The sequence below is a fragment of the Streptomyces violaceorubidus genome, from assembly GCF_000717995.1.
GTDB lineage: Bacteria > Actinomycetota > Actinomycetes > Streptomycetales > Streptomycetaceae > Streptomyces > Streptomyces violaceorubidus.
Map to the genome: position 1 here is coordinate 56788 of NZ_JODM01000019.1, position 23847 is coordinate 80634.

Genomic DNA, 23847 nt, shown 5'->3' on the forward strand with positions numbered 1-23847 from the left:
GTGAACGACTTCCCCGGCAGCGGCCTGTACGACCGCATGAACGCCACGCAGGACCTGCGCGCCGCCTCCCAGGGCCGCTACACCGGCCCGCAGGCCGAGTCCCGCTACGTCATCCCGCGCTTCGTCGAGCGCACCTCGCAGGGCGTGCGCGAGTACGACCCGTACGCCAAGCTCTTCGAGGAGCGGGTGATCTTCCTCGGCGTCCAGATCGACGACGCCTCGGCCAACGACGTCATGGCGCAGCTGCTGTGCCTGGAGTCGATGGACCCCGACCGGGACATCTCGGTCTACATCAACAGCCCCGGCGGCTCCTTCACCGCGCTCACGGCTATCTACGACACGATGCAGTACGTGAAGCCGGACGTCCAGACGGTCTGCATGGGCCAGGCCGCCTCCGCCGCCGCCGTCCTGCTGGCCGCCGGTACGCCGGGCAAGCGCATGGCGCTGCCGAACGCCCGCGTCCTGATCCACCAGCCGTACAGCGAGACCGGCCGCGGTCAGGTCTCCGACCTGGAGATCGCCGCCAACGAGATCCTCCGGATGCGCTCGCAGCTGGAGGAGATGCTGGCCAAGCACTCCACCACGCCGGTCGAGAAGATCCGCGAGGACATCGAGCGCGACAAGATCCTCACGGCCGAGGACGCGCTGAGCTACGGCCTGATCGACCAGATCATCACCACCCGGAAGATGGACAACTCCTCTCTCCGCTAGGCGGGAGGCTGTATCGTCTGCCGCTCCTTGGCACGGTTTGACGCGATTCACGTCAAAGGGACCGTGCCAAGGGGGGCCCGGACGAGGGGCCCGGCAAGGTACCGTCGGACATAAGGCAGCACCAGGAGTCCGCCCGCCGTTGACGTGACGTCGACGCCGGGAGTCTCCCAGGCGAAGGGGAAGCACACCGTGGCACGCATCGGTGACGGCGGCGATCTGCTCAAGTGCTCGTTCTGCGGAAAGAGCCAGAAGCAGGTCAAGAAGCTCATCGCAGGGCCCGGTGTGTACATCTGCGACGAGTGCATCGACCTCTGCAACGAGATCATCGAGGAGGAGCTGGCCGAGACCAGCGAGGTGCGCTGGGAGGAGCTCCCGAAGCCCCGCGAGATCTACGAGTTCCTCGAGAGCTACGTGGTCGGCCAGGAAGCGGCCAAGAAGGCCCTCTCCGTCGCGGTGTACAACCACTACAAGCGGGTCCAGGCCGGTGAGAACGGCGGCGCCCAAGGCCGCGAGGACGCCATCGAGTTGGCGAAGTCCAACATCCTCCTGCTGGGCCCCACGGGCTCCGGCAAGACCCTCCTCGCCCAGACCCTCGCCCGCATGCTGAACGTCCCCTTCGCGATCGCCGACGCCACGGCGCTCACCGAGGCGGGGTACGTCGGCGAGGACGTCGAGAACATCCTGCTCAAGCTGATCCAGGCCGCGGACTACGACGTCAAGAAGGCCGAGACCGGGATCATCTACATCGACGAGATCGACAAGGTCGCGCGCAAGAGCGAGAACCCCTCCATCACGCGCGACGTGTCGGGCGAGGGCGTCCAGCAGGCCCTGCTGAAGATCCTCGAGGGCACCACGGCCTCGGTCCCGCCGCAGGGCGGCCGCAAGCACCCGCACCAGGAGTTCATCCAGATCGACACGACGAACGTCCTGTTCATCGTGGGCGGTGCCTTCGCGGGCCTGGAGAAGATCATCGAGGGCCGGGCCGGCGCCAAGGGCATCGGCTTCGGCGCGCAGATCCGCTCCAAGCGGGAGATCGAGTCCAAGGACCAGTTCGAGCAGGTCATGCCGGAGGACCTGGTCAAGTTCGGCATGATCCCCGAGTTCATCGGCCGGCTGCCCGTCATCACCTCCGTCCACAACCTCGACCGCGAGGCGCTCCTCCAGATCCTGGTCGAGCCGCGCAACGCCCTCGTCAAGCAGTACGAGCGCCTCTTCGAACTCGACGGCGTGGAGCTGGACTTCGAGCGCGAGGCCCTGGAGGCCATCGCCGACCAGGCCATCCTCCGCCAGACCGGCGCCCGCGGCCTGCGCGCCATCATGGAGGAGGTCCTCCAGGGCGTGATGTACGAGGTCCCGTCCCGCAAGGACGTCGCCCGCGTCGTCATCACCGCCGACGTGGTCCTCTCCAACGTCAACCCGACGCTGATCCCCCGGGATTCGCGGGGGCGGGGCCCGGGCGAGCAGAAGACGGCGTAGCCGGTCACGCACCACGCACGCGGGAGGGGCCCGGTCGATTCGACCGGGCCCCCCTCCCGCGTGGCGTCCGAAGGCGCGTCAGGCCTTGACGCGGATTTCCTTGCGGAGCTTGGTGGTGATGTCGACGGCGACGTCCTTCGTCACACCCTTGGTGGCGTCACCCGGTGAGACCAGAGCGATCGTGCTGTAGTCGGCCCAGGCGCAGATCCAGTCCGTCTTCTCCTTCTTGGAGACCGGGTTGGTGCCCTCGACGCCCTGGCACTTCATGACCGCGCCGTCGATGTCGACCGACTCGGGTTCGCCCACGGCCTTGCCGCCCCCCGTCTCGGAGGAGGACGACGAGTTCTTCTCGGACTCCTTCTTGAACTCGGCGAAGAACTTGTCGAGCACTGTCTCGGGGTCCGAGATCTTCCCGTACGCACCGATGTAGGTGATGCCCTTGGCGGTCGCCATTTCAGCGGGGTCGGGGGCCGTGCTCGGGTCCGAAGGGTCGTACCCGGTGAGGTCCGCGGTGGTGTAGAACCCGGTCACGCTCGTGCCGTCCTTGACGCCACTCTTCTCCAGGTCCTTGACCGTGTCCGAGTCGGTCTCGGCGGCCTCGTCGCTGGCGCGCTTGTAGTCGGTGAGCACCGTCGCCGGCGTCGTCAGCTTGTGGGCGCCGTCGTCCTCCAGGCCGCCCGCGCCGCCACCGCCGCCGATCACGAAGTAGGCCCCCACGCCGATCGCCGCCACGACGGCGACCGCGCCGATGATCAGACCGGCCTTCTTCTTGCCGCCGCCACCCGGAGCCGGGGGCTGAGGCATGCCGTACGGCTGCTGACCGTACGGGGGCTGCTGGCCGTACGGGGGCTGCTGACCGTACGGGGGCTGCTGACCGTAGGCGGGCTGCTGACCGTAGGGGGCCTGCGGCGGGACGGCGCCCTGCTGGGGCTGCTGCGGGTAGCCGTAACCCGGCTGAGGGGGAGGCGTCTGCTGGGGGTAGCCGTAGCCGGGCTGGGGGGCCTGCGGCGGCTGCTGGCCGTACGGTCCCGGCTGGCCGTACGGTCCGGGCTGCTGGGGCTGCCCGCCGTACGGGCCCGGCTGCTGGTGACTCATTACTGGGTTCCCCCTCAGATGCCTTACGTGGTGCTGACATCCTGACCCAGACCTGGCGTGCGCAGGTCACCGGGGGCCGCACCGTTACAGAAGAAACGCGTTTCGGAACAGGGCCGTGACGCCCGTAAACTGACCCCCGTGACCGAGAACTCTCAGCAGCCGCAGCCCGCCCCCAGTACCGAACTGCCGACCCAGTACGCGCCGGCCGAGGTAGAGGGGCGGCTGTACGAGCGCTGGGTGGAACGGGGTTACTTCGAGGCCGACGCGAAGAGCGAGAAGCCGCCGTACACCGTCGTCATCCCGCCGCCGAACGTCACGGGCAGCCTGCATCTCGGGCACGCCTTCGAGCACACGCTCATCGACGCCCTGACCCGCCGCAAGCGCATGCAGGGCTACGAGACGCTGTGGCAGCCTGGCATGGACCACGCCGGCATCGCCACGCAGAACGTCGTCGAGCGCGAGCTGGCCAAGGAGGGCAAGTCCCGGCACGACCTCGGCCGGGAGGCCTTCGTCGAGCGCGTCTGGCAGTGGAAGAGCGAGTCCGGCGGCCAGATCAGCGGCCAGATGCGCCGCCTCGGCGACGCCGTCGCCTGGTCCCGCGAGCGCTTCACGATGGACGAGGGACTGTCCCAGGCCGTCCAGACCATCTTCAAGCGGCTCTACGACGACGAGCTGATCTACCGCGCCGAGCGCATCATCAACTGGTGCCCGCGCTGTCTGACCGCGATCTCCGACATCGAGGTCGAGTACCAGGACGACGACGGCGAACTGGTCTCCATGAAGTACGGGGAGGGCGACGAGACCATCGTCGTCGCCACCACCCGCGCGGAGACGATGCTCGGCGACACCGCCGTCGCCGTCCACCCCGAGGACGAGCGGTACAAGCACCTGGTCGGCAAGCTGATCAAGCTGCCGCTGACCGACCGCTCCATCCCGGTCGTCGCCGACGAGCACGTCGACCCCGAGTTCGGCACCGGCGCCGTCAAGGTGACGCCGGCCCACGACCCCAACGACTTCGAGATCGGCCAGCGGCACAACCTGCCGTCCATCGCCGTGATGGACGAGCACGCCGTCATCACCGCCCACGGCCCCTTCCAGGGCCTTGACCGCCTGGAGGCCCGCTCCGCCATCGTCGCCGCGCTGCGCGCCGAGGGCCGGATCGTCGCCGAGAAGCGGCCCTACGTCCACTCCGTCGGCCACTGCTCGCGCTGCAAGACCACCATCGAGCCGCGCCTGTCCATGCAGTGGTGGGTCAAGGTCGGCCCGCTGGCCAAGGCCGCCGGCGACGCGGTCCGCGACGGCAAGGTCAAGATCCACCCGCAGGAGATGGAGAAGCGGTACTTCGACTGGGTCGACAACCTCCACGACTGGTGCATCTCGCGCCAGCTGTGGTGGGGCCACCGCATCCCCGTCTGGTACGGCCCGGACGGCGAGGTCGTCTGCGTCGGCCCCGACGAGGAGCCGCCCGGCGGCGAGGGCTGGTACCAGGACTCCGACGTCCTGGACACCTGGTTCTCCTCCGGCCTGTGGCCCTTCTCCACGCTCGGCTGGCCCGAGCAGACCGAGTCGCTCGCGAAGTTCTACCCGAACTCGGTCCTGGTCACCGGCTACGACATCCTCTTCTTCTGGGTCGCCCGGATGATGATGTTCGGCCTCTACGCGATGGACGGCACCCCGCCGTTCCACACCATCGCCCTGCACGGCATGGTCCGTGACCAGAACGGCAAGAAGATGTCCAAGTCCTTCGGGAACGTGGTGAACCCGCTGGACTGGATGGACAAGTACGGCTCCGACGCCCTGCGCTTCACCCTCGCGCGCGGCGCCAACCCGGGCGTCGACGTCCCGATCGGCGAGGACTGGGTCCAGGGCTCCCGCAACTTCGCCAACAAGATCTGGAACGCCACCCGCTTCGCGCTGATGAACGGCGCGACGGTGGACGGCCCGCTGCCGGACGCGTCGAGGATGTCCTCGACCGACCGGTGGATCCTGTCCCGGCTGAACTCGGTGGTCGCCGAGGTCGACGCGTACTACGAGGACTACCAGTTCGCGAAGCTCTCCGACGCCCTGTTCCACTTCGCCTGGGACGAGGTCTTCGACTGGTACGTCGAGCTGTCCAAGACCACCTTCCAGGCGGGCGGCGAGGCGGCCGAGGTCTCCCAGCGGGTCCTGGGCGAGGTCCTGGACGTGACGCTGCGTCTCCTCCACCCGGTCGTCCCCTTCGTCACGGAGACGCTGTGGACCACGCTCACCGGTGGCGAGTCGGTCGTCATCGCCGAGTGGCCGTCCGACTCCGGGTTCCGCGACGCGGACGCCGAGGGGGAGATCGAGACCGTCCAGTCCGTCATCACCGAGGTCCGGCGCTTCCGTGCCGACCAGGGTCTCCAGCCCGGCCAGCGGGTCCCGGCCCGGCTGACCCTGACCGGCAGCGCGCTCGCGGCCCACGAGGCGGCCGTCCGGCAGCTGCTGCGGCTCCAGCCGGAGGGCGAGTCCTTCACGGCGACGGCCACGCTGCCGGTCGCGGGTGTCGAGGTGGCCCTCGACCTCTCCGGCGTCATCGACTTCGCCGCCGAGCGCAAGCGGCTGGCGAAGGACCTCGCGGCGGCGGAGAAGGAGAAGGCCCAGGCCAACGGCAAGCTCGGCAACGAGGCGTTCCTCGCCAAGGCGCCGGACCACGTCGTGGACAAGATCCGGGGCCGGCTGGCCAAGGCGGACGAGGACATCGCCCGCATCACCGCGCAGCTGGAGAAGCTGCCGGAGGCGTAACCGCCGCAGCCCGCGGGCAGCCGTGCCGTCCAGGCCGCACGACTGCCCGCGGTCACGGGGCACGGGGTACGTAGACTGGTCCCCGTGAGCGACAACCCCGGCCAGAACGACCAGCCCGACCCCCTCGACTCCTTCGACGAGATCATCGACGCGGAGACCACCCGCGACCCCGACCTCGCCGTCATCGAGGCCGGCAGCCGCACCCTGCGCACCCAGGGCGGCCCCCCGCAGGCCGACGTCCCCGGGCGCCCGGAGGATCCCGAGGTGGACGCGGCGCTGCGCGCCGTCGAGACGGAGCTGGCCACCCGCTGGGGCGAGACCAAGCTGGAGCCGTCCGTCACCAGGATCGCCGCGCTGATGGACGTACTGGGCGAGCCGCAGCGCTCGTACCCCTCGATCCACATCACCGGGACCAACGGCAAGACCTCCACCGCCCGCATGATCGAGGCCCTGCTCGGCGCCTTCGAGCTGCGCACCGGGCGGTACACCTCGCCGCACGTCCAGTCGATCACCGAGCGGATCAGCCTGGACGGGGCGCCGATCTCCGCCGAGCGGTTCGTCGAGACGTACGCCGACATCAAGCCGTACGTCGAGATGGTCGACGCGCGGCAGGAGTACCGGCTGTCGTTCTTCGAGGTGCTGACCGGCATGGCGTACGCCGCCTTCGCCGACGCGCCCGTGGACGTGGCCGTCGTCGAGGTCGGGATGGGCGGCTCCTGGGACGCCACCAACGTCATCGACGGGGACGTCGCCGTCGTCACCCCCATCGACCTGGACCACACCGACCGGCTCGGCGAGACGCCCGGCGAGATCGCGGCCGAGAAGGCCGGCATCGTCAAGCAGGACGCCACCGTGATCCTGGCCCAGCAGCCGGTGGACGCGGCGCAGGTCATGCTGAAGAAGGCCGTCGACGTCAACGCCACCGTCGCCCGCGAGGGGCTGGAGTTCGGCGTCGTGGCCCGCGAGGTCGCCGTCGGCGGGCAGCTGGTCACCCTGCGCGGGCTCGGCGGCGAGTACACCGAGGTCTACCTGCCGCTGCACGGCGCCCACCAGGCGCACAACGCGGCGGTCGCGCTGGCCGCCGTCGAGGCGTTCTTCGGCGTCGGCGCGCAGCGTCCCGAGTCGCTGGACGTGGACACCGTGCGCAAGGCCTTCGCCTCCGTCGCCTCGCCGGGGCGGATGGAGGTGGTGCGGCGCTCGCCGACCGTGGTGCTGGACGCCGCGCACAACCCGGCCGGCGCCCGGGTCACCGCCGAGGCGGTGGGGGAGGCCTTCCAGTTCAGCCGCCTCATCGGGGTGGTCGGTGCCAGCGGCGACAAGAACGTACGGGGGCTGCTGGAGGCGTTCGAACCGGTCTTCGCCGAGGTCGTCGTCACCCAGAACTCCAGCCACCGCGCGATGGACGCCGACGAGCTGGCCGCGATCGCCGTGGAGGTCTTCGGCGACGACCGCGTCCAGGTCGAGCCGCGGCTGCCGGACGCCCTGGAGGCCGCGATCACGCTGGCCGAGGAGGAGGGCGAGTTCGCGGGCGGCGGTGTGCTCGTCACCGGTTCCGTCATCACCGTCGGCGAGGCCCGACTGCTTCTCGGGAGGGGCTGAGAAACCGTGCGTACGCTCTGTGCTTCGACTCTGATCGGCGAGTTCTTCGTGATCGGCTTCGCCGGACTGGTCGCCATGAAGGACCCGGACCTGTCCGTGGGGACGGTGTGGACGGTCAGCGGCATCGCGATGTTCCTCAGCGTGCTGCTGTGCGGGGTCCTCACCCGGCCCGGCGGGATCGCCCTCGGCTGGGCGCTGCAGGTCGCGCTGATCGCCGCCGGCTTCGTGGTGCCGACCATGTTCTTCCTCGGTGCGATCTTCGCCGCCCTGTGGTGGGCCTCGGTGCACTACGGCCGGAAGATCGACGAGGCGAAGGCGAGGTTCGCCGCCCAGGCCGAGGCCGCCGCGCCCGACCCCGCCTGACCGGCGGGACGGGGCCGACCGGGCCGGTATGCCTGACGCTGTGTGACCGGGGCCGCGACACGCCCGGTAACCTCATTCATCACCCGCACGACCGCACATCTCCAAGGGAGCCCCTCGTGACTCAGCGCAGCCTCGTCCTCCTCAAGCCCGACGCCGTCCGTCGTGGCCTGACCGGCGAGATCATCAGCCGTATCGAGCGCAAGGCCGGCTGGCAGATCACCGCGCTGGAACTGCGCACCCTGGACACCGAGACGCTGGAGCAGCACTACGGCGAGCACCAGGGCAAGCCGTTCTACGAGCCGCTGGTCGAGTTCATGGCGTCCGGGCCGGTCGTGGCGATGGTCGTCGAGGGCGAGCGGGTCATCGAGGGGGTGCGCGCGCTGGCCGGGCCCACCGACCCGATCGCCGCCGCGCCCGGCTCCATCCGCGGGGACTACGGTGTGATCGTCCGCGAGAACCTGATCCACGCCTCCGACTCCGAGGAGTCCGCCGAGCGGGAGCTGAAGATCTTCTTCCCGGGCCGGGTCTGATCCACCTACGGGACACGCCGGGAGCGTCTTTTTTTCTGACACCGTGTCAGTCGAATGGACCGGGCGGAGCCGGGGCGGTCGCGCGAAAGCGACCGCCCTGTGGCATATGCGCGCCTGATCGGGGGAACGGATGCCACCGTTGGCCCGTCTCCAGAAGCGAGGCGGTGCGCCATCTGCTGACAATGGCGAAGACCCTCGCGCAGTGTTCGCGAAAGCGCGTCTACGATGGAAGCCTCCACGCGTCACTGCACCCACTTCGCCTACCTGAAAAGCCCTCAAAAGCTCCTGGGAAGGCCAGTCGAATCCTGATGGGGAACTCAATGTCGTTCATCGGCCGTGACATGGCTGTCGACCTCGGGACCGCCAACACGCTGGTGTACGTCAGGGGTCGCGGGATCGTACTCAACGAGCCGTCCGTCGTCGCGATCAACACCAACACCGGTGGCATCCTCGCGGTCGGCGCCGAAGCGAAGAAGATGATCGGGCGCACGCCCGGCAACATCGTTGCCGTGCGCCCGCTGAAGGACGGCGTCATCGCCGACTTCGAGATCACCGAGCGGATGCTCCGCTACTTCATCCTGAAGATCCACAAGCGGCGGTATCTGGCTCGTCCGCGGGTCGTCGTCTGTGTGCCCTCGGGCATCACCGGCGTCGAGCGCCGTGCCGTCATCGAGGCGTCGTCCCAGGCCGGCGCCCGACAGGTGCACATCATCGAGGAGCCCATGGCCGCGGCCATCGGCTCCGGCCTGCCGGTCCACGAGGCCACGGGCAACATGGTGGTGGACATCGGCGGCGGCACCACGGAGGTCGCGGTCATCTCGCTCGGCGGCATCGTCACCGCCCAGTCCATCCGCGTCGCGGGTGACGAGCTGGACAACGCGATCATCCAGCACGTGAAGAAGGAGTACAGCCTTCTGCTGGGTGAGCGCACGGCCGAACAGATCAAGATCACGATCGGTTCGGCGTACGACCTCGACTCCGACGAGCACACCGAAATCCGCGGCCGGGACCTCGTCTCCGGGCTGCCCAAGACCGTCGTCATCTCCGCCGCCGAAGTGCGCAAGGCGATCGAGGAGCCGGTCAACGCCATCGTCGACGCCGTCAAGACGACCCTCGACAAGTGTCCGCCGGAGCTGTCCGGCGACATCATGGACCGGGGCATCGTCCTGACCGGCGGCGGCGCGCTGCTGCGCGGGCTCGACGAACGGCTGCGCCGGGAGACCGGAATGCCGATCCACATCGCCGAGGACCCGCTGGACAGCGTGGCGCTCGGCAGCGGCAAGTGCGTCGAGGAGTTCGAGGCGCTCCAGCAGGTGCTGGACGCCTCGCCCCGCAGATGACGTCACCCTTCGGTTCCGCCGTACGAGACGATCTCCTCTCGTGCGGCGGATCGTTGATATAGAGGGTTCCGGCACCGGATGCGCGTGAAGCACCCGACGTGCCGGATCAGCTGAATTCCTGAACACCGCCACGTACATTCCGAGATTCCCGAATTCGACGAGGAAGGCACGGCCGCCGCACGTGAGGGACACGAAAGAGAGCCGGCTGCTCCTGGTGCTGCTGATCGCCATCGCGTTCGCACTGATCACGGTGGACATCCGCGGTGGGGAGGACTCCCCGGTCGACGGGGCCCGGCAGGCCGCGGCCGACGTCTTCGGTCCGATCGAGAACGGGGTCTCCTCCGCGGTCGACCCGGTCGGCAACGCGGTCTCCGCGGTCCGCGACTCCGGCGACCGGCACGACCGGCTCACGCGACTGGAGACCGAGAACGCGGCCCTCAAGGCGAAGCTCGGCAGCGACGAGCGGGGCCGCAGCCGGCTGAAGCAGTTCGACAAGATGCTCGGACTCGCCGGGGCCGGGCAGTACGGCATCAAGGGCGCCCAGGTCATCGCCATAGGAGCCGCCCAGGGCTTCTCCTGGACCATCACCATCGACGCCGGCGCCAACGACGGCGTCAAGCGCGACATGACCGTCCTCAACGGCGACGGCCTCGTCGGACGCGTGACCACCGTCGGCCCGAACACCGCCACCGTGCTGCTCGCCAACGACCCGGACTTCACCGTCGGCACCCGCATGGAGTCCGGCGACGAACTCGGCTTCGCCGCCGGCCAGGGCAACCGCCCCCTGCGCGTCGAGCTCCTCAACGGCAAGGCCGACGTCAAGAAGGGCGACCGCCTCGTCACCTTCGGCTCCCAGGCCGACAAGCCGTTCGTGCCGGGCGTGCCCGTCGGCACCATCACCCGCGTCGACCCCAACGGCGGCGACCTGACCCGCATCCTCGACGTCACGCCGTTCGTCAGCTTCACCAAGCTCGACATCGTCGGCGTCGTCGTCCAGGCCCCGGCCAAGGACCCCCGCGACACGGTGCTCCCGGAGAAGAAGCAGCCGAAGCCCACACCGACCGTGACGGTGACCGTCACCCCCGGCGCCGACCCCGAGGGCCCGGCCCGGAACGACGAGGCCGGGCAGGGCGACGCGACCGGCCAGAACGACACGGCCGGTCAGAACGACACGGCCGGCCAGGACCAGGCCACCGGCCAGAACGACCAGACAGAGCAGCAGAACGAGCAGCCCGAGCCGTAGGAGCCTTCACCCCATGCGCGTCAACCGGATCCTGCTGTCCGTCGCCCTGGTCGTCGTCGCCCTGGTGATCCAGGTCAGCGTCCTCGCCCGCCTCCACCTGCCCGGCGCCGTCCCCGACCTGCTGCTGCTCACCGTCCTCGGCCTCGCCCTGGTCTACGGCCACGTCGGCGGCGCCCTCGTCGGCTTCGGCGCCGGGCTCCTCGCCGACCTCGCCCCGCCCGCCGACCACGCCGCCGGCCGCTACGCCCTGGTGCTCTGCGTCATCGGCTACCTCGCCGGTCTCGCCCGGCCGGACAACGGACGGCTCCGCTCGGCCACCGGCCCCATGGTCGTCGTGGTCGCCGCCGCCATCGGCACCACCCTGCTCTACGCCGGCGTCGGCGCCCTCGTCGGCGACACCGCCGCCCGCCATGTCGGCCTGCCCGGTCTGCTGTTCACGGCCGCCCTGTACGACCTGCTGCTCGCGCCCTTCGTCGTCCCCGGCATCATGGCGCTCGCCCGGCGCGCCGAACACGACCCGCTGGCCGACACCAACGCCGCCGCCCAGAGCCCCGACATCTCCTCCGGCTGGCTCTCCGGGGGCACCGGCCTGCGCATCGGCAGACAGCGCAACGGCCTGAGGGTGAAGACGGCCCGCGCCCGCGTGGCCCGCGCCGGACGCATCAAGGGGGTCAAGCGGCTGTGACGGCCCGCCAGCACACCCGTACCCGCATCGCCAGGGGGAGGCAGCAGTGACCAACTCCCAGCCGCCGCCCACCACCACCCTCGACCGGATGGGCCGCGCCCATGACTAACATTCCGGAGACCGGCCGCAGCACCCGCGTCCAGACCCGGCTCGTCGTCATCCAGATCCTCGTCCTCTCGCTCCTCGCCACCCTCGGCGGCCGACTCTGGTACCTCCAGATCCGCCAGGGCGACGAATACGCCGAGGAAGCCTCCGGCAACCACGTCCAGCAGGTCGTCCAGCCCGCCACCCGCGGCTCGATCCTGGACGCCCGCGGTGTCGCCCTCGCCGACAACGAGACCCGGCTCGTCGTCTCCGCCTCCCGCACCGACCTGCTGAAGATGAAGGACGACGGCAAGGCCGTCCTCACCAAGCTCGCCGGCGTCCTCGGCATGAAGCCCCAGGACGTCATCGACAAGGTCCGGCTCTGCGACGCCAAGACCCCGCAGCCCTGCTGGAACGGCTCGCCCTACCAGCCGATCCCCGTCACCGACGAGGCCACCGTCAAGCAGGCCCTGCAGGTCCGCGAGCGCGCCGAGGACTTCCCCGGCATCACCGCCGAACCCATGGCCGTACGCCGCTACGCCGCCCCCGGCAAGTCCAACAGCGCCCAGGTCCTCGGCTACCTCTCGCCGGTCACCGACGAGGAGCTCCAGCAGGCCCAGGACACCGACTCGCCCTACCTGCGCTCCGACCAGGTCGGCCGCTCCGGCCTGGAGCGCCAGTACGACAAGGCGCTGCGCGGCAAGGCCGGCGTCACCCGCTACGAGGTCGACAACCTCGGCCGCGTCATCGGCAAGGCCGAGTCCGACCCGGGCACCCCCGGCTCCAACCTCGTCACCAGCATCGACGCCCGCGTCCAGCGGGTCGCCGAGTACGAGCTGAACGAGGCGATGAAGGCCGCCCGCAAGGAGATGGACCGCAACACCAACCGCACCTACGAGGCCGACTCCGGTGCGGTCGTGGTGATGGAGGCCAAGACCGGCCGCGTCGTCGCCATGGCCTCCAACCCCGACTACGACCCCAACGCCTGGGTCGGCGGCATCTCCGCCAAGGACTACAAGAAGCTCACCGGCAAGGACTCCAACTACCCGCTGCTCAACCGCGCCATCCAGGGGCAGGCGGCCCCCGGCTCCATCTTCAAGGTGGTCTCCTCGGCCGCCGCGGTCGAGGCGGGCTACGACTTCGACGGCAACTACGACTGCTCCAGCGCCTACGACGTCGGCGGCCAGGTCTTCAAGAACTTCGAGTCGGCCAACGAAGGCATGATCACCATCGGCCGCGCCCTGGAGCTCTCCTGCGACACCGTCTTCTACCGCCTGTCCCACCAGGAGTGGAAGAAGGACGGCGGGATGAAGCCCAAGAACCCCCACGACTACTTCTACAAGGCCGCCCACCAGTTCGGCCTCGGCGCCACGACCGGCATCGACCTCCCCAACGAGGTCACCGGCCGCGTCCCCGACCGCCAGTGGAAGCAGGACTACTGGGAGGCCAACAAGGACGCCTGGTGCAAGTCCGGCAAGAAGGACGGCTCCTACGTCGAGAAGATCGCGTACGAGAACTGCCTAGAGGGCAACAAGATGCGCGCCGGTGACTCCATCAACTACTCCATCGGCCAGGGCGACACCCTCGTCACCCCCATCCAGATGGCCACCATCTACGCGGCCATCTCCAACGGCGGCACCCTCTACGACCCGACCATCGGCAAGGCCGTCGTCAGCCCCGACGGCAAGAACGTCCGCGAGATCCAGCCCACGGCCCACGGCAAGCTGCCCATAAGCAAGACCACGCTGGCCAAGATGGACGAGGCCCTCGCCGGCGTCGCCAGCCGCGGCACCGCCGCCTGGCGGTTCGCCCAGGTCGGCTGGCCGCAGGAGAAGATCCCGATGCACGCCAAGACCGGCACCGCCGAGGTCTACGGCAAGCAGACCACGTCCTGGTTCGCGACGTACACCAAGGACTACTCGATCGTCATGACGATCTCCCAGGGTGGCACCGGCTCCGGCGCCTCGGGACCCGCCGTCCGCAACATCTACGACGCGCTGTACGGCGTCTCCGACGACGGCGACATCGACCCGAAGAAGGCCCTGCTGCCCAAGCCGCAGGCGAGCCTCCCGAAGATCAAGACGGACGGCACCATCCTCTCGCCGAAGATGCCGAAGGACGTCGTCAAGGAACTCCAGCCCGACGAGAAGGCCTCCCCGGACGAGGAGTACGCCCCCGTCGAGGAGGGCGACCAGCCGGCCACCACCCCCAACCAGAACGGCCAGAACCGCGACACCCGACGCCACCGACGCCGAGGCGGCGGGCGCGGCGCCCGGCCGGGCGGCAGGGGAAGAAGCCGGAGGGCACGCGCATGACCGGCAACAGCTTCCAGGTCTCCGGGTACGGCCCCGAGAAGGCCGGCTGGACCCGCCTCTTCGCCCGGGACTCCCTGGCGCGGCGGCTCGACTGGCCGATACTGCTGGCCGCCGTGGCCCTGTCCCTGATGGGCTCGCTGCTCGTCTACTCCGCGACCCGCAACCGCACCGAACTCAACCAGGGCGACCCGTACTACTTCCTCACCCGGCACCTCCTGAACACCGGCATCGGCCTCACCCTGATGGTCGGCGTCGTCTGGCTCGGCCACCGCGCCCTGCGCACCGCCGTCCCGGTCCTCTACGGCGCCTCCGTCTTCCTGATCCTGCTGGTGCTCACCCCGCTCGGCTCGACCATCAACGGCGCCCACTCCTGGATCAAGCTCCCCGGCGGCTTCTCCCTGCAGCCCTCGGAGTTCGTGAAGATCACGATCATCCTGGGCATGGCGATGCTGCTGGCCGCACGGGTGGACGCGGGGGACCGGCCCCACCCCGATCACCGCACCGTGCTCCAGGCCCTGGGCCTGGCCACCGTGCCGATGCTCATCGTGATGCTCATGCCCGACCTCGGGTCGGTCATGGTCATGGTCATCATCGTGCTCGGCATCCTGCTCGCCTCCGGCGCCAGCAACCGCTGGATCTTCGGCCTGCTCGGCGCCGGTACCGCCGGGGCGCTCGCCGTGTGGCAGCTCGGCATCCTGGACGACTACCAGATCGCCCGCTTCGCCGCCTTCGCCAACCCCGCCCTCGACCCCGCGGGCGTCGGCTACAACACCAACCAGGCCCGCATCGCCATCGGCTCCGGCGGGCTCACCGGTTCCGGCCTCTTCCACGGCTCCCAGACCACCGGCCGGTTCGTCCCCGAACAGCAGACCGACTTCGTCTTCACCGTCGCCGGAGAGGAACTGGGCTTCCTCGGCGCGGGCCTCATCATCGCCCTGCTCGGCGTGGTCCTCTGGCGTGCCTGCAGGATCGCCCGCAGCACCCCCGACCTGTACGGCACGGTCGTCGCCGCCGGGATCGTCGCCTGGTTCGCCTTCCAGACCTTCGAGAACGTCGGCATGACGCTCGGCATCATGCCGGTCACCGGCCTGCCCCTGCCCTTCGTCTCCTACGGCGGCTCCTCCATGTTCGCCGTGTGGATGGCGGTCGGCCTGCTCCAGTCGATCACCGTGCAGCGACCGATGTCGGCCTAGCCCGGCCCCCGGGGACGAGCGGTAAGGGGGACCGGTCCGGCCGGGTTAGGCTGGATGGTCCCCCCTGTCCGCACACAAAGGTCCCGTGAGATGCCTGCCGAAGCCACCCAGGCCGCCGAGTCCGTGTTTCCGCAGCTCGAAGCCCTGCTCCCGCATGTGCAGAAGCCGATCCAATACGTCGGCGGAGAGCTGAACTCCACGGTCAAGGACTGGGAATCCTGCGACGTCCGCTGGGCCCTGATGTACCCCGACGCCTACGAGGTCGGCCTGCCCAACCAGGGCGTCATGATCCTCTACGAGGTACTCAACGAGCAGCAGGGCGTCCTCGCCGAGCGCACCTACAGCGTCTGGCCGGACCTGGAGGAGCTGATGCGGGAGCACTCCGTCCCGCAGTTCACCGTCGACAGCCACCGCCCGGTCGGCGCCTTCGACGTCTTCGGCCTCTCCTTCTCCACGGAGCTGGGCTACACCAACATGCTCACCGCCCTGGACCTGGCGGGCATCCCGCTGGAGGCGAGGGACCGCGGCATCGACGACCCGATCGTGCTGGCCGGCGGCCACGCGGCCTTCAACCCCGAGCCGATCGCGGACTTCATCGACTGCGCGGTCATCGGCGACGGCGAGCAGGCCGTCCTGGAGGTCACCGCGATCATCCGCGCCTGGAAGGCGGAGGGCCGCCCTGGCGGTCGCGAGGAACTCCTCCTCCGCCTGTCGAAGACCGGCGGCGTCTACGTCCCCGCCTTCTACGACGTCGAGTACCTCCCCGACGGCCGCATCGCCCGCGTCGTGCCCAACCGCTCCGGCGTCCCGTGGCGGGTGTCCAAGCACACCGTCATGGACCTCGACGAGTGGCCCTACCCCAAGCAGCCCCTCGTCCCGCTCGCCGAGACCGTCCACGAGCGCATGTCCGTGGAGATCTTCCGCGGCTGCACCCGGGGCTGCCGCTTCTGCCAGGCCGGCATGATCACCCGTCCGGTGCGCGAGCGCTCCATCACCGGTATCGGCGAGATGGTCGACAAGGGCCTGAAGGCCACCGGCTTCGAGGAGGTCGGCCTCCTGTCCCTCTCCTCCGCCGACCACACGGAGATCGCCGACGTCGCCAAGGGCCTCGCCGATCGGTACGAGGACGACAAGATCGGCCTGTCCCTCCCCTCCACCCGCGTCGACGCCTTCAACATCGACCTGGCCAACGAGCTGACCCGCAACGGCCGCCGCTCCGGCCTCACCTTCGCCCCCGAGGGCGGCTCCGAGCGCATCCGCAAGGTCATCAACAAGATGGTCTCCGAGGACGACCTCATCCGGACCGTCGCGACGGCCTACGGCAACGGCTGGCGCCAGGTGAAGCTGTACTTCATGTGCGGCCTGCCCACCGAGACCGACGACGACGTCCTCCAGATCGCCGACATGGCCACCCGCGTCATCGCCAAGGGCCGCGAGGTCTCCGGCTCCGGCGACATCCGCTGCACGGTCTCCATCGGCGGCTTCGTCCCCAAGCCCCACACCCCCTTCCAGTGGGCCCCGCAACTGTCGGCGCAGGAGACGGACGCCCGTCTCCAGAAGCTCCGCGACAAGATCCGCGGCGACAAGAAGTACGGCCGCTCCATCGGCTTCCGCTACCACGACGGCAAGCCCGGCATCGTCGAGGGCCTCCTCTCCCGCGGCGACCGCCGCCTCGGCGCCGTCATCCGCGCCGTCTACGAGGACGGCGGCCGCTTCGACGGCTGGCGCGAGCACTTCTCCTACGACCGCTGGATGGCCTGCGCCGACAAGGCCCTGGAGCCGACCGGCGTCGACGTCGACTGGTACACCACCCGCGAGCGCGGCTACGAGGAGGTTCTCCCCTGGGACCACCTCGACTCCGGCCTCGACAAGGAGTGGCTCTGGGAGGACTGGCAGGACGCCCTCGACGAGACCGAGGTCGACGACTGCCGCTGGACGCCGTGCTTCGACTGCGGGGTCTGCCCCGCCATGGACACGACCATCCAGGTCGGCCCGACCGGCAAGAAGCTGCTGCCGCTGACGGTCAAGAAGACCGCTCCGACCGGCTGAGCGGCGGCAGCCGGGGATTACGGGGCGCCGCGGGATCCGGATCGGGTTCCGCGGCGTCCTCATGTGCATGGTGGATCTGGAGAAGGCGTCCGGTGCGGGCCCGCAGCGGGATGCCGAGGGGTGTCTCGCCGTGGCGATCCGGCTTCCGGTGCGGATCGTGGTGCTCGTGCTGGTCGTGCCGGTGCGCATGGTGTGGGACGCGCTGGTGGTCGCGGGGCGGTTCCTGCGGGACACGGTGCTGCGTCCCGTCGGGCGGGCGCTGGCGTGGCTCGGGCGGGCCGTCTTCGTGTGGCCGCTGGTCGGGCTGTGGCGGTACGTCGTCGTGCCGCTCGCCCGGGGCGTGGGGTGGCTGGGGCGGGTGCTGCTCGTGGTGCCCGCGGTGTGGCTGTACCGGTGGGTGCTGGCGCCGGTGGGGCACGGGATCGCCTGGTTCCTCACCCGGGTGGGCGTGGTGCTCGCGGCGATCGGGCGCGGGGTGTACGCGGGTCTGGCATGGCTCGGGCGGTATCTGGCCGTCGTGCCGGCGGTGTGGCTGTACCGGTGGGTGCTGATGCCGGTCGGGCACGGGATCGCCTGGTGCGGCAGGCAGGTGGCGCGGGGGGTGCGGCTGGTCCTCACCGGTGTCGGGTTCGTTCTGTACTGGACCGTCCGGGTGCTGCTGGTGCTGCCGGCCCTCGCCGTGTGGCGGTGGGTGCTCACCCCGGTCGGCCGGGTCCTCGCCGTCGTCGGACGGGAGGTGGCGGATGCCGCCGGGCACGCCTGGCGGATCGCCGGGCACCTCTCGCGCGCGGTCGGACGGTTCCTCGGCACCGTCCTGCGGTGGACCGTGGCCGAACCGGCGCGCTGGGTGTACCGGAGTGTGCTGACCCCGGTGGGGCATGCCGTGCGGGACGCCGTCGTGCGGCCCCTCGCCGAGGCGGGGCGCAGCGTGGGGCGGGCGACGCGGCAGGCGCTGGCCTCGGCCCGGCTCACCGCACGGCAGGCCCGCGCCGACGTGCGGCGGATGCTCTTCGGGGAGCCCGCCGAGCGGCGGCCGGTGGACCGGGCGGGAACCTACGCCTGCGCAAACGCGTACTCTAGAAAAGAGGACCGGGCGCGAAACCTCCCCGCCGACGCGGGGATGATCCTGACTGGACGACACCGGGAAAGCGTCAGCCGGTGTGCTCCCCGCCACCGCGGGGATGCGTCCGGTTCCGACCGCCGTACACAAGGAGAAGTCCCCTGGGCAAGCGACAGCCCGTAGGCCCGCCGCCCGTTCCCGCGGTGCAGCGCATCCGACTGCGCTACACCAAGCGCGGCCGCCTCCGGTTCACCAGCCACCGTGACTTCCAGCGCGCCTTCGAGCGTGCGCTGCGCCGCGCCGAGGTGCCGATGGCGTACTCGGCGGGGTTCACTCCGCACCCGAAGGTGTCGTACGCCAATGCCGCACCCACCGGCACAGGCAGTGAGGCGGAGTACCTGGAGATCGCGCTCACCGAGGCGCGCGACCCGGAGCGGCTGCGGCTGCTCCTCGACGAGTCGCTGCCCACCGGGCTCGATGTCGTCGACGCGGTCGAGGCCCGGACCTCCGGGCTCGCCGACCGGCTGACGGCTTCCGTGTGGGAGCTGCGGCTGGACGGTGTGGAGCCCGCCGAGGCCGAGGCCGCCGTCGCGGCGTTCAACGCGGCCCCGGCGGTGGAGGTCCAGCGCCGTACGAAGAACGGCGTCCGTACCTTCGACACCCGCTCCGCCGTCGCGCACCTCGAGAGCGTCACCACGCACGGTTCACCGGCTGATAGGCCGACCGACCGGCCCTGTGCGATACTGCGGCTGGTTGTTCGGCACGTGACGCCTGCCGTACGACCCGACGACGTCCTGTCCGGTCTTCGCGCCGTGGCCGACCTGGCGCCGCCGGTCCCCGCAGCGGTGACCAGGCTGGCGCAGGGGCTGTTCGATGAAGAGACCGGTGCGGTGACCGACCCGCTCGCGCCCGACCGCGAGGCAGAAGCGCCCGTGCCGCATCCGGCCGCCGCTTCCGCCGCCGCGAAGGCGCCGGCGTAAGGAAGGTTCCGCGTAGGGACGGACGTCGTAGCGCCGCCCTCGAACTCGGGAGCCACCTGGGTCGGGCAGCGCACCGACCACAAGACTTCGCCAGGCCGTGCACGACAAGGGGTACGGAACCGGCGAGACAAGACACGGAGAGCTTCCGAGCGGCGCCCGCGCCCCGGACGGCGGCGACCGCGCACCGCGCGAGCCGCGGACGTCACCGGCGGTCGACATGTCGATGCCGGACCAGGCGCGGCGCCCGGGAGCCTGACGGGAGAAACCCCCGCATGCTCGAACCGACCGAACCCACCGAGTCGTCGACCGCTTCGACGGACTCCGGATCCAACACCCCCAGCGACACCCTGCCGCCGCGCCGTCGGCGCAGGGCCGCGTCCCGCCCGGCGGGACCGCCGTCCGGCGGCTCCGAGGCGCCGACGGAGACCGTCGCGCCGGCCCCCGCCGAGGTGGCCGAGGCCCCCGAGCCGGCTGCCGAGTCGGCCGCCCCCGCCCGACCGCGGCGCCGTGCGGTGCGCCGTGCCTCCGCGCCCGCCGGGGCCCCCGCCGCGGCGGAGGCGGCCGAGACCGTCGTGCCCGCGGCCCCTGCCGCCGAGGCGGCCCCGGCCCAGGCCGAGGAGGCCGTCGAGGCCACAGAGCCCGCCGCGAGCGCCGCGCCCAAGGGGCGTACCCGCCGTCGTGCCACGCGCAGTGTGACCTCGGCCAGCGAGCCGGCCGCCGTCGAGCCCGCCGTCACCGAGCCGGTCGCCGCCGTGGCTTCCGAGCCCGCCGAGGACGAGACGGAAGAAGCCGGGACCGAGGCCGAGAGCGCCGCGCCCAAGGGCCGGACCCGTCGTCGTGCCACGCGCCGTGTGACCGCCCCGGCCGAGGCGCCCGCCGAAGAGAGCGCGCCCGAGGCCGCCGCGGCTGCCGAGCCGGCCAGGGCGAAGAAGAAGGCCGAGACCACCGCACCCGCCGAGGCCGCCGCGCCCGCCGCGTCCGTGGAGGGTGCCGAGTCCGGTGAGGACGCCGGGCCGCGTCGTGCGCGCCGCCGGTCCACCCGTAAGGCCGCCACCGGTTTCGCCGCCCCGCCGCAGGGCGCCGCGGCGTCCGGCGAGGCGGAGGCGCCCAAGCGTCCGTCGCGTCCCGCGGTCGCCGTGTTCCAGGCGCCCGTGTTCGCCGAGCCCCAGTTCCAGACGCCCGAGCGGGCCGCGGCCGAGGCCGCCGCCGAGGCGGCCGGTGCCGGGTCGGCCAAGCCGGTCGAGGAGAGCGTGGAGGCCCCGGAGGAGCCGTCCGCCGGATCGCGCCGCCGCCGCAAGCGCCGGGGTGCCGCGGCCGAGGAGGCCGCCGAGGAGCGGGCCACCGCCGCCGTGGCCGAGGACGTGCTCCGGGAAGCGGACCACGGCGACGCCGAGTTGGACGCCGAGGCCGAGGCCGAGACCGAGGCCGAGGGCGACGAGTCGGGCGAGGACCACGACGACGCCGAGGGCTACGAGGAGTCCGGCTCGCGCCGTCGCCGTCGCCGGGGCGGCCGTCGCCGTCGCCGGGGTGACGCCGCCGACGGCGACCTGACGGACGGCGAGGGCGAGCACACCGCCGCCGAGCAGGACGCCGCGGACACCGCCGAGCAGGCGGACGAGGACGCCGAGGAGGGCGAGGAGGCCGCGGGCGAGAGCGGTTCCAGCAGCAGCCGTCGCCGCCGTCGCCGTCGTCGCCGGGCCGGGGACGGCTCCGGGGAGGCCGAGACCTCCTCCTCCGACGACCCCGAGCGCACCGTCGTCAAGGTCCGCGAGCCGCGACCCGCGCGGGAGAAGAGCGAGCCGTCCGACGAGGTGCAGTCCATCAAGGGCTCGACCCGTCTGGAGGCCAAGAAGCAGCGCCGCCGGGAGGGCCGCGAGCAGGGCCGCCGGCGCGTGCCGATCATCACCGAGGCCGAGTTCCTGGCCCGCCGCGAGGCCGTCGAGCGGGTCATGGTCGTCCGCCAGCACGGCGAGCGCACCCAGATCGGCGTCCTGGAGGACGGCGTGCTCGTCGAGCACTACGTCAACAAGGAGCAGGCCACCTCGTACGTCGGCAACGTCTACCTCGGCAAGGTGCAGAACGTGCTGCCGTCGATGGAGGCCGCCTTCATCGACATCGGCAAGGGCCGCAACGCCGTCCTGTATGCCGGTGAGGTCAACTTCGAGGCGCTGGGCATGGCCAACGGCCCGCGCCGCATCGAGTCCGCCCTCAAGTCCGGCCAGCCGGTCCTGGTGCAGGTCACCAAGGACCCGATCGGCCACAAGGGCGCCCGCCTGACCAGCCAGGTCTCGCTGCCCGGCCGCTACCTGGTCTACGTGCCCGAGGGCTCGATGACCGGCATCAGCCGCAAGCTGCCCGACACCGAGCGGTCCCGGCTGAAGACGATCCTGAAGAAGATCGTCCCCGAGGACGCGGGCGTCATCGTGCGCACCGCCGCCGAGGGCGCCAGCGAGGACGAGCTGCGCCGCGACGTCGAGCGGCTCCAGGCGCAGTGGGAGGACATCCAGAAGAAGGCGAAGAGCGGCGGCAGCTCCAACGCGCCGACGCTGCTCTACGGCGAGCCGGACATGACCGTCCGGGTCGTGCGCGACATCTTCAACGAGGACTTCTCCAAGGTCGTCGTCAGCGGCGACGACGCCTGGCAGACCATCCACGGCTACGTGTCCCACGTGGCGCCGGACCTGGCCGAGCGGCTGTCCAGGTGGACCAGCGAGGTCGACGTCTTCGCCACGTACCGGATCGACGAGCAGCTCGCCAAGGCGCTGGACCGCAAGGTCTGGCTGCCCAGTGGCGGTTCGCTGGTGATCGACCGGACCGAGGCGATGGTCGTCATCGACGTCAACACCGGCAAGTTCACCGGTCAGGGCGGCAACCTCGAGGAGACGGTCACCAGGAACAACCTGGAGGCTGCCGAGGAGATCGTGCGTCAGCTCAGGCTGCGCGACCTCGGCGGCATCATCGTCATCGACTTCATCGACATGGTCCTGGAGTCCAACCGGGACCTGGTGCTGCGGCGCCTGCTGGAGTGCCTGGGCCGGGACCGGACCAAGCACCAGGTCGCCGAGGTGACCTCGCTGGGCCTGGTGCAGATGACCCGCAAGCGGGTCGGCCAGGGCCTGCTGGAGTCGTTCTCGGAGACCTGCGTCCACTGCAACGGCCGCGGTGTCATCGTCCACCTCGACCAGCCGACGTCCGCCGCGGGCGGCGGCGGTGGCAAGCGCCGCAAGCGGGCCCGGGCCGGCGGCGAGCAGCCGCACGAGCACGAGGCCCTCGCCGGGGTCGAGACCGGCCCCACGGCGGAGCAGGAGGCGGACACCGAGTCCGAGTCCGAGGTCGCCGCCGAGGTGGCGGAGCCGGTCGCCCTCCCGGCGCCCGACTTCAGCGCGGACGAGGAGCTGTACAGCAGCGCCGCCGAGGCCGAGGCCGCCGCCACCCGTGGTCGTGGCCGCCGTCGCGCGAGCCGTCGGGCGTCCGCCCCGGCGGGTGCGCCGAAGGCCGCGAAGGGCGGGGCCACGCAGGCCGCGAGCGCGCCCGTCGAGGCGCCGACCGCGCAGGACGTCACCGTGCGGGAGGAGGTCGAGCGTCCCGTGCGGCGCGAGCCCGCCGCCGAGGTGCTGGCCGAGCCCGCCGCCGTCGAGGACGCCGTCTCCGGTGCCCCGGCCCCGGCCCCGGCTCCGGCCGAGGCCCCGGCGCCCGTGTCGGAGGAGGCCGCGCCCAAGGGCCGTACCCGCCGTCGGGCCACCCGGAAGGTGTCCGCACCGGCCGGTTCGCCCGAGGGTGCCGAGGCCGCCGTGCTGACGGTCCCGGAGACCACGGCGTCGGAGCGGTCCGAGCAGCCGGAGCAGGCCCCGGTGGCCGCCGAGGTGGCCGAGAGCGCCGCCCCGGCCCGTCCGCGGCGCCGTGCGGTGCGCAAGCCCACCACGTCCACCGCGTCCGAGGAGGCGGCCGTCGTGGTCGTCCCGTCGGCGCCGGCGGAGGTCCAGGCGGAGCCCGAGGCGGCCGGTGCGCCGGCCGTGGACGCCGGTGACGAGGCCGCGCCGGCCAAGAAGGCGGCGGCCCGCAAGACGGCCAAGAAGGCGACGGCGAAGAAGGCCGCCACCAAGAAGACCGCGGCCAAGAAGACGACGACCGCGAAGAAGGCCACGGCCAAGAAGGCGACCGCCAAGACGACGACCGCCAAGAAGGCCACGGCCAAGAAGACGGCGTCGAAGAAGACCGCGGCGGCCGCCCAGCAGGCACCGTCGTCGGTCACGGCCGGTACCGACGAGGGCTGACCCGGCACCTGTCCCGAAACATGTGGCCCCGTCCGGACGGATTCGCGTCCGGACGGGGCCGCACGTTTCCCCGGGCCTCGCCGGGCG

The 23847-nt window shown here is 71.2% G+C and carries 15 protein-coding genes and 1 pseudogene; 15 read left to right on the plus strand and 1 reads right to left on the minus strand.

Annotation, left to right across the window (positions count from 1 at the left end; genetic code table 11):
* Both IE94_RS0121735 and clpX read left to right on the plus strand, forming a co-directional pair.
* Positions 1–711, plus strand: coding sequence for an ATP-dependent Clp protease proteolytic subunit (locus IE94_RS0121735; RefSeq protein ID WP_030186850.1), 711 nt, complete (start codon positions 1–3; stop codon positions 709–711).
* Between the two features lie 189 nt (positions 712–900).
* The gene (gene clpX, locus IE94_RS0121740) at positions 901–2187 is read left to right on the plus strand and encodes an ATP-dependent Clp protease ATP-binding subunit ClpX (protein WP_003976182.1); all 1287 of its coding nucleotides are present in this window, start codon (positions 901–903) and stop codon (positions 2185–2187) included.
* Between the two features lie 78 nt (positions 2188–2265).
* On the opposite strand, the gene IE94_RS0121745 is transcribed toward clpX, so the two are convergent.
* Positions 2266–3282: a hypothetical protein gene (locus IE94_RS0121745; protein ID WP_030186851.1), complete on the minus strand. Its 1017-nt coding sequence runs from the start codon at positions 3280–3282 to the stop codon at positions 2266–2268.
* 138 nt (positions 3283–3420) lie between these two features.
* On the opposite strand from IE94_RS0121745, the gene IE94_RS0121750 reads away from it, so the two are divergent.
* The 13 genes and pseudogenes from IE94_RS0121750 to IE94_RS0121810 all read left to right on the plus strand — a co-directional run bounded on the left by IE94_RS0121750 (position 3421) and on the right by IE94_RS0121810 (position 23760).
* Entirely contained in the window at positions 3421–6045 is a 2625-nt protein-coding gene (locus tag IE94_RS0121750) for a valine--tRNA ligase (protein WP_030186853.1), read from the plus strand.
* A gap of 84 nt (positions 6046–6129) precedes the next feature.
* Entirely contained in the window at positions 6130–7644 is a 1515-nt protein-coding gene (gene folC, locus IE94_RS0121755; RefSeq protein WP_030186855.1) for a bifunctional tetrahydrofolate synthase/dihydrofolate synthase, read from the plus strand.
* Between the two features lie 6 nt (positions 7645–7650).
* Complete coding sequence (locus IE94_RS0121760) at positions 7651–8007, plus strand: DUF4233 domain-containing protein (protein WP_030186857.1); 357 nt, start codon at positions 7651–7653, stop codon at positions 8005–8007.
* Between the two features lie 116 nt (positions 8008–8123).
* Entirely contained in the window at positions 8124–8537 is a 414-nt protein-coding gene (gene ndk / locus IE94_RS0121765) for a nucleoside-diphosphate kinase (RefSeq protein WP_030186859.1), read from the plus strand.
* A gap of 320 nt (positions 8538–8857) precedes the next feature.
* Positions 8858–9877, plus strand: a complete 1020-nt coding sequence (locus IE94_RS0121770) for a rod shape-determining protein (RefSeq protein ID WP_007449816.1) — start codon at positions 8858–8860, stop codon at positions 9875–9877.
* A gap of 181 nt (positions 9878–10058) precedes the next feature.
* Complete coding sequence (gene mreC / locus IE94_RS0121775; protein WP_030186861.1) at positions 10059–11120, plus strand: rod shape-determining protein MreC; 1062 nt, start codon at positions 10059–10061, stop codon at positions 11118–11120.
* Positions 11121–11133: 13 nt separating this feature from the next.
* A complete protein-coding gene (gene mreD / locus IE94_RS0121780) occupies positions 11134–11805 on the plus strand; it encodes a rod shape-determining protein MreD (RefSeq protein ID WP_030186868.1) in 672 nt (223 codons plus the stop codon).
* 101 nt (positions 11806–11906) lie between these two features.
* On the plus strand, positions 11907–14204 hold the full coding sequence (gene mrdA, locus IE94_RS0121785) for a penicillin-binding protein 2 (RefSeq protein ID WP_030186870.1): 2298 nt from the start codon (positions 11907–11909) through the stop codon (positions 14202–14204).
* Positions 14201–15397, plus strand: coding sequence for a rod shape-determining protein RodA (rodA, locus tag IE94_RS0121790; RefSeq protein WP_030186872.1), 1197 nt, complete (start codon positions 14201–14203; stop codon positions 15395–15397). Before mrdA ends, rodA begins: the two co-directional genes overlap by 4 nt.
* Positions 15398–15487: 90 nt before the next feature.
* Positions 15488–17446 carry a TIGR03960 family B12-binding radical SAM protein gene (locus tag IE94_RS0121795; RefSeq protein ID WP_030186877.1) on the plus strand — a complete coding sequence of 653 codons (1959 nt, stop codon included), beginning with the start codon at positions 15488–15490 and terminating at the stop codon, positions 17444–17446.
* A 61-nt stretch (positions 17447–17507) separates the two neighbouring features.
* Positions 17508–18570 (plus strand): annotated as a pseudogene (locus tag IE94_RS35900) (hypothetical protein).
* A 139-nt stretch (positions 18571–18709) separates the two neighbouring features.
* Positions 18710–19486, plus strand: a complete 777-nt coding sequence (locus IE94_RS0121805) for a TIGR03936 family radical SAM-associated protein (RefSeq protein WP_030186878.1) — start codon at positions 18710–18712, stop codon at positions 19484–19486.
* 272 nt (positions 19487–19758) lie between these two features.
* Positions 19759–23760: an Rne/Rng family ribonuclease gene (locus tag IE94_RS0121810; protein WP_030186880.1), complete on the plus strand. Its 4002-nt coding sequence runs from the start codon at positions 19759–19761 to the stop codon at positions 23758–23760.
* The last annotated feature ends 87 nt before the right edge of the window (positions 23761–23847 follow it).